The sequence below is a fragment of the SAR86 cluster bacterium genome (assembly GCA_023703575.1).
Lineage (GTDB): Bacteria > Pseudomonadota > Gammaproteobacteria > Magnimaribacterales > Magnimaribacteraceae > Magnimaribacter.
This window is the reverse complement of sequence record CP097969.1, coordinates 195588-209250: the sequence shown is the minus strand read 5'-3', so window position 1 is coordinate 209250 and position 13663 is coordinate 195588. Positions and strand designations below refer to the sequence as shown.

Annotated in this window: 16 protein-coding genes; 14 read left to right on the top strand and 2 right to left on the bottom strand. The window is 36.9% G+C overall.

Going from position 1 to position 13663, the window contains the following annotated elements; all coding sequences use genetic code 11:
- Nucleotide 1: 1 nt before the first annotated feature.
- On the bottom strand, nt 2-997 hold the full coding sequence (locus tag M9C83_01040; protein ID URQ66814.1) for an NADP-dependent oxidoreductase: 996 nt from the start codon (nt 995-997) through the stop codon (nt 2-4).
- A 79-nt stretch (nt 998-1076) separates the two neighbouring features.
- Between M9C83_01040 and M9C83_01035 the strand changes: the two genes are divergently transcribed.
- The 9 genes from M9C83_01035 to M9C83_00995 are packed head-to-tail and all read left to right on the top strand — an operon-like array spanning nt 1077 to nt 8694.
- Nucleotides 1077-1490 carry a DUF1330 domain-containing protein gene (locus M9C83_01035; protein URQ66813.1) on the top strand — a complete coding sequence of 138 codons (414 nt, stop codon included), beginning with the start codon at nt 1077-1079 and terminating at the stop codon, nt 1488-1490.
- An 11-nt stretch (nt 1491-1501) separates the two neighbouring features.
- Nucleotides 1502-2566, top strand: coding sequence for a glutathione S-transferase (locus M9C83_01030; protein ID URQ66812.1), 1065 nt, complete (start codon nt 1502-1504; stop codon nt 2564-2566).
- A 2-nt stretch (nt 2567-2568) separates the two neighbouring features.
- Nucleotides 2569-3633 carry a haloalkane dehalogenase gene (locus tag M9C83_01025; protein URQ66811.1) on the top strand — a complete coding sequence of 355 codons (1065 nt, stop codon included), beginning with the start codon at nt 2569-2571 and terminating at the stop codon, nt 3631-3633.
- Complete coding sequence (locus M9C83_01020; protein URQ66810.1) at nt 3633-4556, top strand: nitronate monooxygenase; 924 nt, start codon at nt 3633-3635, stop codon at nt 4554-4556. Before M9C83_01025 ends, M9C83_01020 begins: the two co-directional genes overlap by 1 nt.
- A 2-nt stretch (nt 4557-4558) precedes the next feature.
- Nucleotides 4559-5032 (top strand): hypothetical protein, encoded by a 474-nt coding sequence (locus M9C83_01015; GenBank protein URQ66809.1) that lies wholly within the window; start codon nt 4559-4561, stop codon nt 5030-5032.
- 9 nt (nt 5033-5041) lie between these two features.
- On the top strand, nt 5042-6691 hold the full coding sequence (locus tag M9C83_01010; GenBank protein ID URQ66808.1) for a sulfatase-like hydrolase/transferase: 1650 nt from the start codon (nt 5042-5044) through the stop codon (nt 6689-6691).
- Between the two features lie 42 nt (nt 6692-6733).
- Nucleotides 6734-7132: a hypothetical protein gene (locus M9C83_01005; protein ID URQ66807.1), complete on the top strand. Its 399-nt coding sequence runs from the start codon at nt 6734-6736 to the stop codon at nt 7130-7132.
- Between the two features lie 45 nt (nt 7133-7177).
- Nucleotides 7178-8149 (top strand): nitronate monooxygenase family protein, encoded by a 972-nt coding sequence (locus M9C83_01000; protein URQ66806.1) that lies wholly within the window; start codon nt 7178-7180, stop codon nt 8147-8149.
- 8 nt (nt 8150-8157) lie between these two features.
- The gene (locus tag M9C83_00995) at nt 8158-8694 is read left to right on the top strand and encodes a PepSY domain-containing protein (GenBank protein ID URQ66805.1); all 537 of its coding nucleotides are present in this window, start codon (nt 8158-8160) and stop codon (nt 8692-8694) included.
- An 8-nt stretch (nt 8695-8702) separates the two neighbouring features.
- On the opposite strand, the gene M9C83_00990 is transcribed toward M9C83_00995, so the two are convergent.
- On the bottom strand, nt 8703-8996 hold the full coding sequence (locus tag M9C83_00990; GenBank protein URQ66804.1) for a hypothetical protein: 294 nt from the start codon (nt 8994-8996) through the stop codon (nt 8703-8705).
- Nucleotides 8997-9035: 39 nt separating this feature from the next.
- On the opposite strand from M9C83_00990, the gene nth reads away from it, so the two are divergent.
- The 5 genes from nth (at nt 9036) to ribBA (ending at nt 13659) form a co-directional block, all read left to right on the top strand.
- Complete coding sequence (nth, locus tag M9C83_00985; GenBank protein ID URQ66803.1) at nt 9036-9689, top strand: endonuclease III; 654 nt, start codon at nt 9036-9038, stop codon at nt 9687-9689.
- A gap of 67 nt (nt 9690-9756) precedes the next feature.
- On the top strand, nt 9757-11055 hold the full coding sequence (locus M9C83_00980; GenBank protein URQ66802.1) for a serine hydroxymethyltransferase: 1299 nt from the start codon (nt 9757-9759) through the stop codon (nt 11053-11055).
- A complete protein-coding gene (nrdR, locus tag M9C83_00975; GenBank protein ID URQ66801.1) occupies nt 11016-11471 on the top strand; it encodes a transcriptional regulator NrdR in 456 nt (151 codons plus the stop codon). The genes M9C83_00980 and nrdR overlap by 40 nt, the downstream gene beginning before the upstream one ends.
- A gap of 2 nt (nt 11472-11473) precedes the next feature.
- Complete coding sequence (ribD, locus tag M9C83_00970) at nt 11474-12562, top strand: bifunctional diaminohydroxyphosphoribosylaminopyrimidine deaminase/5-amino-6-(5-phosphoribosylamino)uracil reductase RibD (protein URQ66800.1); 1089 nt, start codon at nt 11474-11476, stop codon at nt 12560-12562.
- A 5-nt stretch (nt 12563-12567) separates the two neighbouring features.
- Nucleotides 12568-13659 (top strand): bifunctional 3,4-dihydroxy-2-butanone-4-phosphate synthase/GTP cyclohydrolase II, encoded by a 1092-nt coding sequence (gene ribBA / locus M9C83_00965; protein ID URQ66799.1) that lies wholly within the window; start codon nt 12568-12570, stop codon nt 13657-13659.
- Nucleotides 13660-13663 lie beyond the last annotated feature (4 nt).

Below are 13663 nucleotides of genomic sequence, written 5' to 3'. Positions count from 1 at the left end.
TTTAAATATTAACTATCCTAGTGCCGATATTCCCACCTGCTAATAAATCTACAAAACCTTGCGGGGCCTTTTCCAATCCTTCTAGCTCATCAGTAAGTACTTTGAGTTGACCCGAATCAATCCATCCAATTAAATCATTCGTGGCTTCTTCATATTTATCTGCAAAATCGAATACGAGAAATCCTTGCATTCTGATACTTTTATTTACCAGTAACCCCGGTATCCCTCTTGGCCCCGGTTCTGGTGTACTAGTGTCATATTGCGAAACAACTCCACAGCAAGCTATTCTGCCACCCGAATTTAATCTAAATAATGCCGAACCTAAAATCATGCCACCAGTATTATCAAAATAAACATCTACTCCATTAGGAGTTGCTTCCTTTAAATTTTGTCTGAAATTAGCGTCTTTATAATTTACAGCAGCATCAAAACCTAAATCATTAATAAGTTTTTCACATTTATCGTCACTTCCACAAACTCCAATGACACTGCAGCCTTTGATCTTGGCAATTTGTCCCACCATATGTCCAACAGATCCTGCAGCTGCTGAGATCATAACAGTCTCCCCTTCTTGTGGCTGTCCGATTTCAAGAAGACCGAAGTATGCAGTCAACCCATTAATACCTAAAGGGCCCAAATATAAAGAAGGTGCGACAGTATCTCTAAGAAGAGTCAAAGACTGAATATTTTGGGCCGAATACTCTTGCCAACCTGTTTGAGTAAGTACATTTTTACCGATTGGATATTCTTCTGAATTACTCTTTACAATTTCTCCAATGCCTGTGCAGTTCATAACAATTCCTGTAGTAGGGGCTCCTGCATAACTAGCGCTACCTTGGAGACCTGCACGAGTGCCAGCAGTTATCGCAAAAGATATTGTTTTAACTAAAACCTGATCAGAAGAAATTTCGGGTATTTCAGACTCAACTAGCCTGTAATTACTCTCAGTTAATTTACCTTCAGGAAGACTATTGATAATTACTTGTTTATTTTTCATATGTTCAAGTTACCTTATTTTGTTTATATTTAAAACCTAACTAATGACATAAGATATGTTTTAAAACTTGGAGAAGTTTATGGAAGTTAAAAATGCAGTTATGCCAAATGAAGAACAACTTAAAGGGTTCAATGATCAAGAAGAAGATAAACCAATTTTTATGGTGAATCTTCTTAAATTTAAAGAAAAGGCGCAATATCCAGATAAAAGAGAAACAGACCTCTCAGGTGAAGAGGCATATGCAATTTATGGCGAGGAAGTTGTTGGGCACTTAGCTAAAGTTGGCGGGAAACCAATTTTTGGAGGTAATGTTGATAGACTTATGCTGGGCGAAGTTGAAGATTTATGGGACAAAGTAGCCATAGCTATGTACCCATCCAGAAAGGCTATGCTAGAAATGATTTCAGATCCTGATTACATACAAAGTGCACAGCACAGAGTGGCAGGCCTGGAAGGACAGTTAAATATCGAAACTTCTTTAGAAGATATGTAAGGAATCTTAAGGTGTTGTCTAAAGAAAAGGTTATCCTTATAGGTGCTCCACCATCTCCTTATACAAGGAAGATGCTTGCCCTATTAAGATATAGACACATACCTTATGAAATGATCTGGGGTAACCCTGGAGAACTTCTAGAAAGCGGCGGCGCATTCGAGGAACTTGGCATAGATCCTCCCAAGCCTGTTCTTCTTCCCACTTTCCTCATGAGAGATGAAAAGGGTCATCTTCAGACTGTCACTGACTCAACTCCTATAATCAGAAGACTTGAAAAAGAATTTGAGGGCAGGAGTGTTATACCGGAAGATCCCGCTCTTTGTTTCCTTAATTATCTACTAGAGGATTTTGGAGATGAGTGGGTAACCAAATACATGTTTCATTACCGTTGGCATTTCGACGAGGATGCTGACAATGCTTCATCTATCCTACCATTGAATCATAAAGTAGATCTCAAAGAAGATCTTTGGAAAATCTTTAAGGAAGGAATCGGTTCAAGACAAATAGAAAGGCTTTGGGTAGTGGGCTCAAATGATATAACTGCCCCAATTATAGAGAGCAGTTACAAACGGTTTCTAGGTATCATGGAGAATCACTTGAGTAGTTTACCTTTTCTATTTGGACAAAGGCCAAGCTCAGCCGACTTTGCAATATATGGTCAACTTACTCAGTTAATAGGTTTAGATCCAACTTCTAGAAAAATTGCACACGAAGAATCTCTACGAACTGTAGCGTGGATAAATAGTATGGAAGATCTATCAGGTATCAATCTAGAAAAAAATGCATGGGAGACTTTTGACTCACTTCCAGAAAGTATGTTGTCTTTATTAAAAGAAATAGGACATGTATATGTGCCTGCACTTTTAGCAAATGATGAAGCTTTAAAAGATGGTAACGAGACTTGGGAAACAGAAATAGATGGTTCTGTCTGGAGTCAAAAAACTTTTAATTATCAAGGCAAGTGTCTCCAATGGATCAACCAAGAATTTTATTCTTTAACTGAGATTGATCAAAAAAGATTACTAGATCTATTTGAGGGAACAGGCTGTGAAAATTTATTATTGAAAGAAAAATAAATATGAAAATATTAAGAACTCCCGATGAGAGATTTGAAAAGATAACTGATTTTCCATACAAACCGCATTACACAAATGTAAAAACTAACGATGGTTCAGATCTGAGAATACATCATATTGATGAAGGACCAAGAGAAGGACCGATTTTGTTAGCGATGCATGGTCAACCAGTCTGGTGCTACCTTTACTCGAAGATGATACCTTTCTTAACGGAAGCAGGAATAAGAGTTATCGCACCTGACTTACCAGGTTATGGAAAATCTGATAAACCTGCTGCCAGAGAAGACTACAGTTACCAAAATCAAGTTGATTGGATGGTGGATTGGCTGAGTGCAAATGATTTTCAAAACCTAACTTTTTTTGGTCAGGACTGGGGTGGTTTGATTGGATTAAGGATGGTTGCTCGTGAACCTGATAGATTCTTGAGAATCTCAATGGGTAATACAGGGCTTCCTTATAATCCAGAAGTATCTGAAGAAGTTATTGAAGAAATAAAAGCCTTTAGGGAAAGTAACATAAAACTCCACCCCCTCTCTATGTCAAAACAAATACGCCAAATGGATAGTGGAAAAACTCATCCAGGACTCAAATTTATGTACTGGCAAAAATTTTGTTGGGATACAGAGGATTTACCAATAGGATTTATACAATCGATGCAAATGGATAAAAGATCTTTAGTTTCACTTGCATTAAATTATATTTTTATCTTATTAGGAAAATATAGTGTATCACCTTTCAAATCTTACATTGCCAAGGCCTATGAAGCACCTTTTCCAGACCCAAGTTATAAAATGGGTCCAAGAGCCATGCCAAGTCATGTACCGACAATTCCTGATGAATCATTAGAGGAGCAAAAAAAAGCGAGAGAGTTTTTCTCTTCCTGGGATAAACCCTTTCTTAGTGTCTTCGCAGGAGATGATCCTGTTACAAATGGAATTGAAAAAGATGTATTAGAAATGTGCCCAAATGCAAAAAGTGCTCCTCAAATTGGAGGTGGTCATTTTTATCAATGGACAAGGCCAAAAGAGCTTTCAGAATTATTAATCAACTTTATTAAGGAAAACTAATGAACAGAGTAACGGAACATACAGGGTCAAAATATCCAATAATTCAAGCGCCAATGGGTTGGATTGCAAGAAGTCAATTAGCATCTGCAGTTTGTAATGCTGGTGGTTTTGGCGTTATAGAAACCTCTTCGGGTGAAGTAGATAACTGTAAGGCTGAAATAAAAAAAATGTCAGAACTGACTGATCAACCCTTTGGAGTCAATCTACCGCTCCTCTTCTTAAGAGATGAGAGTATGGTAGAGTTTTGTGTTCAGCACGGAGTGAAATTTGTAACGACTTCAGCTGGCGATCCCTCTAAATATATAGACATACTCAAGTATGCAGGCATCACTGTCTATCATGCAGTGCCTAGTGTTGAAGGAGCAATAAAAGCAGCAGATTGTGGTGTTGACGGACTCGTAGTGGAGGGAACTGAAGGAGGAGGATTTAAGAGTCCAGAGGAAGTTGGTCTTTTCGTTTTGATACAAGCCATCAGAAAAAAAATAGATTTACCAATAATAGCAGCAGGTGGAATTGCAGATGGTGCTGGTATGGCAGCAGCTTTTGCTGTAGGAGCTGAAGGAATTCAAATGGGAACACGATTTGTTTCCAGTAAAGAAAGTCCAGTACATGATAATTTTAAAAATTATATCTTTGACTCTTCTCTCAATGGAACTTGGATATTAAATAAAACTTCTAAACCTGTAATTAGAGCTCTAAGAACGGAGTTCACAAAAGAGATTTTGGAGGCTGGAGAAATGGATATGTCAGCAATGGGTAAAATACAAGATTTATATTTTGGTGGTGATATGAATGCAGCACCAGCACTTTCAGGGCAATCTGTAGGATTAATAGACGGCATAAAGTCAGCTGAGGAAATTATCCAAGATACGATTAAAGAGTTTAACCAAACTTGCTCTGAACTAGGAGCATTGAAACTCTAAATATGTTCAACCTTAATCTGCTGCCCTCTACTGCAGACAATACATATCGAGGTAGCAGACTTGCTCTGTGGTTCTTTGTGGCATTTGTGTGCCTTATGACTTGGAGATCAGTAATTCATATGTTTTTTGAAGAGTATGGAATGCATAATATTGCAAACTTTATCGTTTTATCAGGTAATCCGGATCCAATGCCGCTAATTTACATGTTTTTCTCTTTGTGGGGCTTGGCTCAATTAATTTTCTGTGGGATATCTTGGATAATAATTTTAAGATATAGATCATTAATTCCTTTGATGTTTATATTTTGGTTAACTGAATGGTCAGTTAGACTTTTTGTATATACTTTTATGGAGAAATCTGTTGTAGACGTTAGTATCTATACATCTGGCATAACACCTGGATCTGCAGGGGCTCCATATGTAGTTTTTCTCTTGATAATATTTTTAATTCTATCAACTAGAGAAAAGGCTAAGTAGAACTGAACCATGAGAAAGCCTTTCTATTCATTACTGATAATATTAGTTTCAGGACTCATTCTTTGGGAATATAAGGTAAACGTAATAGTTTGGATGATGCCAAAAGTGATGAACTTGATTAATCCAGTACAAGAAAATATACCGACTAATTGGGCAGAGGGTCCCTCCCAAAATCTTAATATCGATGACACAAGGCCAAACATTATTTTAATTTTGGCTGATGATATGGGATATAACGATATTTCGCTTCATAATGGTGGAGCAGCTGATGGAACTCTTCAGACTCCGCACATAGATTCACTAGCCGAGAGTGGAATATGGTTTTCCAGAGGCTATGCTGCTAATGCAACATGTTCTCCTTCAAGAGCCTCCATAATGACTGGAAAATATCCAACAAGATTTGGTTTTGAGTTTACACCTGTTCCTGATGCTGGAAGAACAGTACTAAATTGGCTTGTACAAGAAGATGATGCGACTTTGCGAGGAAGAATTGATAGAGAAATAGCATCGAACCTGCCACCTTTTTTAGAGCAGGGTATGCCGAGTGAGCAGATAACAATTGCCGAGATTTTAAAAAATTCAGGATATTACACAGCCCATATTGGAAAATGGCATCTAGGTCATGCATATGGCATGGATCCTCAAAGCCAAGGATTTCATGATTCTTTGTCACTACAGGGTGGCTATTATTTACCACAAGATCATCCTAATGTCGTAAATGCGAAATTCGATACTTCTATAGATAAAATGGTTTGGAGCTCAGGTCAGTATGCAGCAAAATTCAATGGTGGAGATCGTTTTAAACCAGAAGGATACGTAACAGACTATTACACACAAGAAGCTCTGAAAGTAATTGAAAAAAACAAAAATAGGCCTTTTTTCCTGTATCTAAGTCATTGGGCGATCCATAATCCTCTCCAAGCTTTAAGAAGTGATGTCGAAAAGATGAGCCATATGTCAGGGCATAATTTGCAAGTTTACTCAGGAATGATAGCTGCCCTGGATAGAAGCGTTGGATTGATTATCAAAAAATTAAAAGAACTAGATATTTATGGAAAAACTTTGATCATATTTACCAGTGATAACGGAGGAGCTAATTACATAGAGCTGGAAGATATAAATAAACCATACAGAGGTTGGAAGATTAGTTTTTTTGAAGGTGGTATAAGAGTGCCCTTTATTGCTAGTTGGCCTGACGAAATAAATCCCAATCAAATATCGGATAGTGCAATACATCACTTTGATATCTTTCCTACAATTGCTGCAGCAGCAAAAGCCGAGCTACCAAAGGAAAGTAAGATAGATGGTGTGAACTTAATGCCATTTATAAAAAAAGAAAATTCTAATGAACCTCACAAAACACTTTTCTGGCGGTCAGGAAATCATCAATCTGTCTTACATGGCAAATGGAAATACATAATCAGTAAAAAAGAAAATTTTCGTTGGTTGTTTGATACCTCTGTAGACCCCTTAGAACAAACAAATCTTATTCAAAAACACCCTGAAGAGGCTCGTATGATTGAAGAACTTTTAAGTGAATTCAACTCTGAACAAAAAGATCCTCTATTCCCTTCTGCTTATGAGGCACCTATTTTAATCGACAAGTATGATGGTCAAATTTATGAAGAAGGTGATGAATTTATTTATTGGTCAAATTGATCAAAAAATAATTAAATATATTTTTGACAATTTTTTTTACGAATGAATCAACTATCCAAAAAAACTCCCATACCTTGGTGGTTAACTATCATTCTTTTTATGGAGGTATGGCCTATGTTTTTGGGGCCATATTGGGCATTAACTGATCCATCATTTTTAGGTGACATTAATGCAACATCGACAATTTTGGGTGATTGGATTTATACCGCCAGAAATCTTGCTGTGGGTTTTGCTTTTATTATTGCTTACTTTCTAAAAAGTGCTCCTATGCTATTCATACTAATTTTTGTTAGGTTTTTTACCGACTTAATTGATGGGCCAGCTTTTTGGTTTTTTAGAGATCCGGTGAGTGATGTTGCATTCATCTTTATTTTTCTTTGTGGATATTACATCCCAGCAGTAATTGCCTTACGATATCTTTGGAAACAAATGACACATTAAATGAATCAATCTATATACTAAGTTTCCTAATTTTATGGAGGAGAAATGAAAACACAAATAACTGAACTATTTGGGATAGAACATCCCATCATCCAAGGTGGAATGCACTATGTAGGATTTGCAGAACTTGCTGCAGCAGTATCAAATGCAGGTGGCCTCGGAATTATTACAGGCCTTACTCAAGGTACACCAGAAAAACTTGATGCAGAAATAAAAAAATGCCAAGAACTTACAGATAAACCTTTTGGAGTGAATTTAACTTTCTTACCTTCTTTGACTCCTCCAGATTATCCAGGGCTAATTGAAGTTATCATTAATAATGGTGTAAAGGTCGTTGAAACAGCAGGTAGAAATCCTGCGGTATATATGCCAGCTATGAAAGACGCAGATATTAAGGTTATCCACAAGTGCACATCTGTAAGACATTCTATTAAAGCCCAAGATATAGGCTGTGATGCTGTTTCGGTTGACGGTTTTGAATGTGGAGGTCATCCTGGCGAAGATGATATTCCGAATTTTATACTACTGCCAAGGGCAGCTGACGAACTTGATATTCCCTTTGTTGCCTCAGGTGGAATGGCTGATGCAAGGAGTCTCATAGCAGCAATGGCATTGGGTGCTGAAGGCATGAACATGGGGACACGTTTCATTGCTACTAAAGATGCTCCTGTTCATCAAAATGTTAAAGAAGCTATAGTTAATGCCAGTGAGTTAGATACAAGACTTATCATGAGATCTCTTACAAACACAGAAAGAGTATTAAATAATCCAGCTGTAGAAAGTCTTATGGCAAAAGAAAAAGCTTATGGAGATGAACTTAAATTTGAAGATATCATCGATGAAGTAGCTGGAGTTTATCCAAAAGTTATGATGGATGGGGAGCCAGAAGCTGGGGCTTGGTCTTGTGGCATGGTTGCTGGATTGGTCTCTGATATACCAACAGTAGAAGAATTGATAGATAGAATAATGGCTGAGGCTGAAGAAATTGTCGCTTCCAAACTACAAAAGGCTATATAAAAGTTAGTTTGAAAGGTTCTTCCAGAAAGATACATAAATATCTGAGCTTAGCTATATCGGTTCAACTTCTTTTATGGACCATATCAGGTATTTATTTTTCTTTTAACAAAATCGAAGAAGTAAGAGGAAGTCAATACTTAAAAACTATAGCTGTAAAAGAGGTGCCCAAGACCCAAAAGATTGAGCCACAACAAGCTCTTTCTTTGGTCGAAGATAAAACATATTTAAAACCTAGTTCAGTTACAGAAATAACCGAAGATAAACCTGGTTCAGAATATAGAGGTAGATCATTGCCTCTATATAAAATTGAAGCACTCAATGATGCACAAGAAGAAATAAACGTATATTTGGATCCATACACAGAAAAAATTGTCGCAATAAGGTCTAATCAATGGAGAATTTGGGACTTTATGTGGGGTGTCCACATCATGGACTGGAATGAGAGAGATGATGTAGGAAATATTTTCTTAAAAATATTTTCAATTCTGGCATTAATAAGTGCTTTATCTGGTATCTATCTCTTCTTTGGCACAAACAAAAGATAAAACGAATTCTACTTAATAGAATCCTTGAACCATTCAGGAAGAAGGTCAATATTATGCTTCTTCGCAAATTTAGCAATCATAGGAATTGTTATAGGTGCAAAAGGAACGACTGCCATTAAACCAAAACTTAAGTCTTTAAGTATTTCATTTAGTTGTTTATTAGCCTTTTCTACATCTTCATCGTTGGCTTCACCCTTAACATAATCAGAGTAAATTTTGAGCATGGTTCTAGTAGATTCAGTTTCCTCGGTGAACTTTTCTCTTAAAAGATCTACAATCTTTTTGATTCTTCCTTCAAACATTAAACAAGTATACTAAGTAAATTAAATAAGAAATAAGTTTTGAATAAAGAAGAAAGATTTATTTATATCCGTAAGGAGCTTCAAAGGCTTTATCCTGAAACTCCTATTCCGCTTGATCACGATTCAATCTATACACTCTTAATTGCTGTTTTATTATCGGCACAATGTACTGATGTAAGAGTTAACCAAGTGACGCCTGAACTCTTCGCATTAGCCAATAATCCGTTTGACATGGCCTTGGTTGATCCAAATGAAATAAGAAACATAATTAGACCTTGCGGTTTATCTCCTAAAAAATCTAAAGCAATAGCAGAATTGAGTAAAATTTTGTGCGAAAAATACGAGGGGCAAGTCCCTGAAAGCTTTGAGGCTTTGGAAGCTTTACCTGGCGTGGGTCATAAAACTGCTTCTGTTATTATGAGTCAGGGATTCAATCACCCAGCATTTCCTGTGGATACGCATATCCATAGATTAGCGCAAAGATGGAGGCTTTCAAGAGGCAAAAATGTAAAGCAAACAGAAAAAGATCTTAAAAAAGGATTTCCTGTTGAGGATTGGAATAAACTCCATTTGCAAATTATTTTTTATGGAAGAGAGTATTGTACCGCAAGAGGTTGTGATGGAAGGGTTTGCAAAATTTGTTCTGAGGTCAATAAAGGAAGAAAATCACCCGTAAAGACTAATAAAGCATGAACTTAATGAAGAGATGTTAAGTGTTATTCTGTATAATCAATCTGTGCCCTTAACTATTTAACAATATATGTTTATTACAGATAAAGGTTTAGAAGAATTTGATCCAGAGTTATGGCAATCCATATCTAAAGAGTCTGTTCGTCAAGAAGAGCACATAGAATTAATTGCATCAGAAAACTACACTTCAAAAGGAATTCTAGAAATCCAAGGCTCTGTACTGACAAACAAGTATGCAGAGGGATATCCTGGAAAAAGATATTATGGTGGCTGCGAAAATGTTGATGTAGCAGAGTCCCTCGCAATAGAGAGAGCTAAGAAACTTTATGGAGCTGCTTATGCAAATGTTCAACCTCATTCTGGTGCGAGTGCTAATTCCGCTGTCTTTCTAGCTCTATGTAATGCTGGAGATACTATCCTTGGAATGAGCTTAGATCATGGTGGACACCTTACTCATGGCGCAAAAGTAAATTTTTCTGGGAAGACATATAACTCATTTCAATATGGACTGGATCCAAAAACTGGTGAACTTAATTACCAAGAAGTGGAAGATCTTGCTAAAGAGCATAATCCGAAGCTAATTATAGCTGGCTTCTCTGCCTATTCTGGAATTGTTGATTGGGCAAAATTTAGAGAGATTGCTGATTCAGTTAATGCTTACCTTTTGGTTGATATGGCACATGTCTCAGGTTTAGTAGCGGCAAAAGAATATCCCTCTCCTATACCTCACGCAGACGTTGTGACAACTACAACACATAAGACATTAAGAGGTCCAAGAGGAGGATTAATTCTTGCTAAAGATAATGAAGAAATACATAAAAAACTAAACTCTGCCATTTTCCCTGGTACACAGGGTGGACCTTTGATGCATGTAATTGCTGCCAAAGCATTATGTTTTAAGGAAGCACTAGATCCTACTTTTAAAGATTATCAGAAGCAAGTGAAAGCAAATGCAAAACAAATGGCCGCTACGTTCATGAAAAGAGGTATAAATATTGTCTCTAATGGGACAGAAAATCATATGTTCCTTGTTGATCTAGTTGAAAAGGGTTTGACTGGAAAAGCTGCCGATGCAGCTCTTGGAAAAGCTAATATAACAGTTAATAAAAATGCTGTTCCCAATGATCCACAATCACCATTTGTAACAAGTGGTCTAAGAATAGGAACACCAGCTGCAACAACAAGAGGCTTCAAAGAGCCCGAGGTGACATTAGTTGCAAACTGGATTTGTGATATTTTGGAAGATATTAATAACCAAATTTTAATTAATGATGTTAAGGGCAAGGTTATCGAACTTTGTTCTAGTTATCCAGTTTACTCCGATGAATTATGCACTGCCCCTACTGTGGCTTCTCTGATACAAAAGTAATCGACTCTAGACTGATAGCTGAAGGTCAGCAAATCAGAAGAAGACGAGAGTGTCCTTCATGTAATGAAAGATTCACAACATTTGAAACTGCAGAACTTTTAATGCCACGAGTGATCAAACAAAAAAATAATTCAAGAGAGCCCTTTGATGAGCATAAATTGAGGGAAGGTCTTTATAGGTCTTTAGAGAAAAGGCCTGTTGGAGAAGAAGAGATAGAAACTCTTATAGAAGATATAAAGAAAGATATTCGATCTTCTGGTGAAAGAGAAATACCCTCGAGACTAATCGGAGAAGTTGTAATGCAGAACCTTAGAAAAATAGATGAAGTTGCCTTCATAAGGTTTGCTTCTGTATACAGAAGATTCGAAGATATCAACGAATTTTCAGAAGAGGTTGAGAAATTAACTAGCGATTAATTATGACGTCCCCATCAGAGCACATGCGCGAAGCTCTATCTCTCGCTAAAAAAGGTCTTTTAACTACGAGACCTAATCCAATGGTAGGTTGTGTAATTACTCTTGATAACAAAATTATCGGCAGAGGATGGCATAAAAAAGCTGGAGAAGAACATGCGGAAGTCAATGCTATTCGGAATGTTTTTGAAAATCTAGGCTCAAACGCAGAATCAGCTCTGAGGAACTCTGAAATGTTCGTGACATTAGAGCCTTGCTCTACAACAGGAAGAACTCCGCCCTGCTCTGAATCTATAAAACGACATGGTATTAAGAAAGTTTATATTGCGTCTGAAGATATTTCACAGGATGGTTTTGCAAAAAAAGAAAAAGATATAGAAATTATTGAAGGTCTTCTAAGGGATGAGGCTCGAGAACTCAATAGAGGGTTCTTTTCTAGGTTAGAAAAAAATAGACCATTTATAACAGCTAAGATGGCAGTAGGTCTTGATGGAGGGATAGCTTTAGATTCTGGTGATAGTAAATGGATTACTTCTGAGATATCTCGAAAGGATGTCCATAAACTTAGAGCCACTAATGAAGCCATCTTGACAGGAACAGGAACTATTTTGAAAGATAACCCTTCTCTTACTTCCAGAGACTCGGGATATGAAATCAATGATGTAAAACATCCATTGAGAGTGGTGATTGATAGAAATAATTACTTAAATGGAAAGGAGAATATTTTTTCTTCGGAAGCAAAGACGCTTTTGTTTACGACCAAAAATTCAAAGATTAAATCCAAAAATAGTGAAATTTGTATTATGTCCAAAAATGATTTGGCGGATTTAAATAATATAATGAGTTATTTGGCAGAAGAAAAATCTATCAACACTCTTATGGTTGAATCGGGATCAATACTTTTAGATGCACTTCTGGCTCAAGAATTGATTGATGAATTAATCCTTTATAAAGCACCAAAACTACTAGGGAAAGACAGAAATACCTTTTCTAAATTCGGTCAGAAGAATCAAAAACTGAGTACAATAGGCTTCAAAATTAGGGGTACGGAAAATTTAGGCGAAGATCTAAAGGTTATTCTTACCCCAAATTAAAGATAATGAAGCTTAATAGCATACAAGAAATTATTGAAGACATCTCTCTGGGGAAGATGGTCATCCTTATGGATGACGAAGACAGAGAAAATGAAGGCGATCTGATACTTGCCGCGGAAAAAGTTAATGCAGATGCCATCAACTTCATGGCAACCCATGCAAGGGGCTTAATCTGTCTAGCAATCAATGAGGACAGATGTAAAAGACTAGGTCTAGAACAAATGGTAAAAAATAATGGTACTGAATTAGGGACGGCCTTTACTACTTCTATTGAAGCAGCTGAAGGTGTAACAACTGGTATATCAGCTTCAGATAGAGCAACAACAATACAGGCTGCTGTAAGTAAAAAAGCTAAAGCGGATGATATAGTTCAGCCTGGACATGTTTTTCCAATAAAAGCTCAGGAAGGTGGTGTCCTGAACAGGGCTGGCCACACAGAAGCCGGCACAGATCTCGCTAAAATGGCGGGGTTAGATCCATCTGCTGTAATTGTAGAGATTATGAATGATGATGGGACCATGGCAAGGAGGGCCGATCTAGAGGTGTTTGCAAAAAAACATAGCCTAAAAATTGGAACAATCGCCGATCTCATTCATTATAGAAATATCAGCGAAAAGAGTATCAAGCTAGTTGATAAAACTGATATTGAATCTGAGTACGGTAAATTTTCTTTACGTGCTTACGAAGATACCATCAATGGAGATATACACCTCGCCTTGGTGAAAAATAAGATTAAAAGTACTGATGAAGTGCTAGTCAGAGTTCAACAGAATAATACGCTTCAGGATATTATGGGTATTAATAAATTTGGCAGTAGATTGTCTTTTTCTCATGCAATGAAAAAGATTGATGAAGAAGGAAAAGGCGTAATACTTCTTCTATCTCACTCAGAGAGCTCCGATGAACTTCTATCTAATATTTCATTTCTAAAAGGTAGAAAACCCAAAACAAAAAATGACGGTCCAGATACCAGAATTATTGGTGTAGGAGCTCAGATATTAAAAGATCTTGGTATAACTAAGATTAGACTATTGGGCGCCTCCTTAAAATATCCTCTCGCAGGCTTTGATTTAGAGATAACTGAATTTATAAATTAATATA

Excerpts from the sequence above, each read along its gene's own strand:
- ribBA (URQ66799.1), top strand. The coding sequence starts at position 12,568 with ATGAAGCTTAATAGCATACAAGAAATTATTGAAGACATCTCTCTGGGG.
- M9C83_00980 (URQ66802.1), top strand. The coding sequence starts at position 9,757 with ATGTTTATTACAGATAAAGGTTTAGAAGAATTTGATCCAGAGTTATGG.
- ribD (URQ66800.1), top strand. The coding sequence starts at position 11,474 with ATGACGTCCCCATCAGAGCACATGCGCGAAGCTCTATCTCTCGCTAAA.
- M9C83_01000 (URQ66806.1), top strand. The coding sequence starts at position 7,178 with ATGAAAACACAAATAACTGAACTATTTGGGATAGAACATCCCATCATC.
- M9C83_01040 (URQ66814.1), bottom strand. The coding sequence starts at position 997 with ATGAAAAATAAACAAGTAATTATCAATAGTCTTCCTGAAGGTAAATTA.
- M9C83_01035 (URQ66813.1), top strand. The coding sequence starts at position 1,077 with ATGGAAGTTAAAAATGCAGTTATGCCAAATGAAGAACAACTTAAAGGG.
- M9C83_00990 (URQ66804.1), bottom strand. The coding sequence starts at position 8,996 with ATGTTTGAAGGAAGAATCAAAAAGATTGTAGATCTTTTAAGAGAAAAG.
- M9C83_01025 (URQ66811.1), top strand. The coding sequence starts at position 2,569 with ATGAAAATATTAAGAACTCCCGATGAGAGATTTGAAAAGATAACTGAT.
- M9C83_01015 (URQ66809.1), top strand. The coding sequence starts at position 4,559 with ATGTTCAACCTTAATCTGCTGCCCTCTACTGCAGACAATACATATCGA.
- M9C83_01010 (URQ66808.1), top strand. The coding sequence starts at position 5,042 with ATGAGAAAGCCTTTCTATTCATTACTGATAATATTAGTTTCAGGACTC.
- M9C83_01020 (URQ66810.1), top strand. The coding sequence starts at position 3,633 with ATGAACAGAGTAACGGAACATACAGGGTCAAAATATCCAATAATTCAA.
- nrdR (URQ66801.1), top strand. The coding sequence starts at position 11,016 with ATGCACTGCCCCTACTGTGGCTTCTCTGATACAAAAGTAATCGACTCT.
- M9C83_01005 (URQ66807.1), top strand. The coding sequence starts at position 6,734 with ATGAATCAACTATCCAAAAAAACTCCCATACCTTGGTGGTTAACTATC.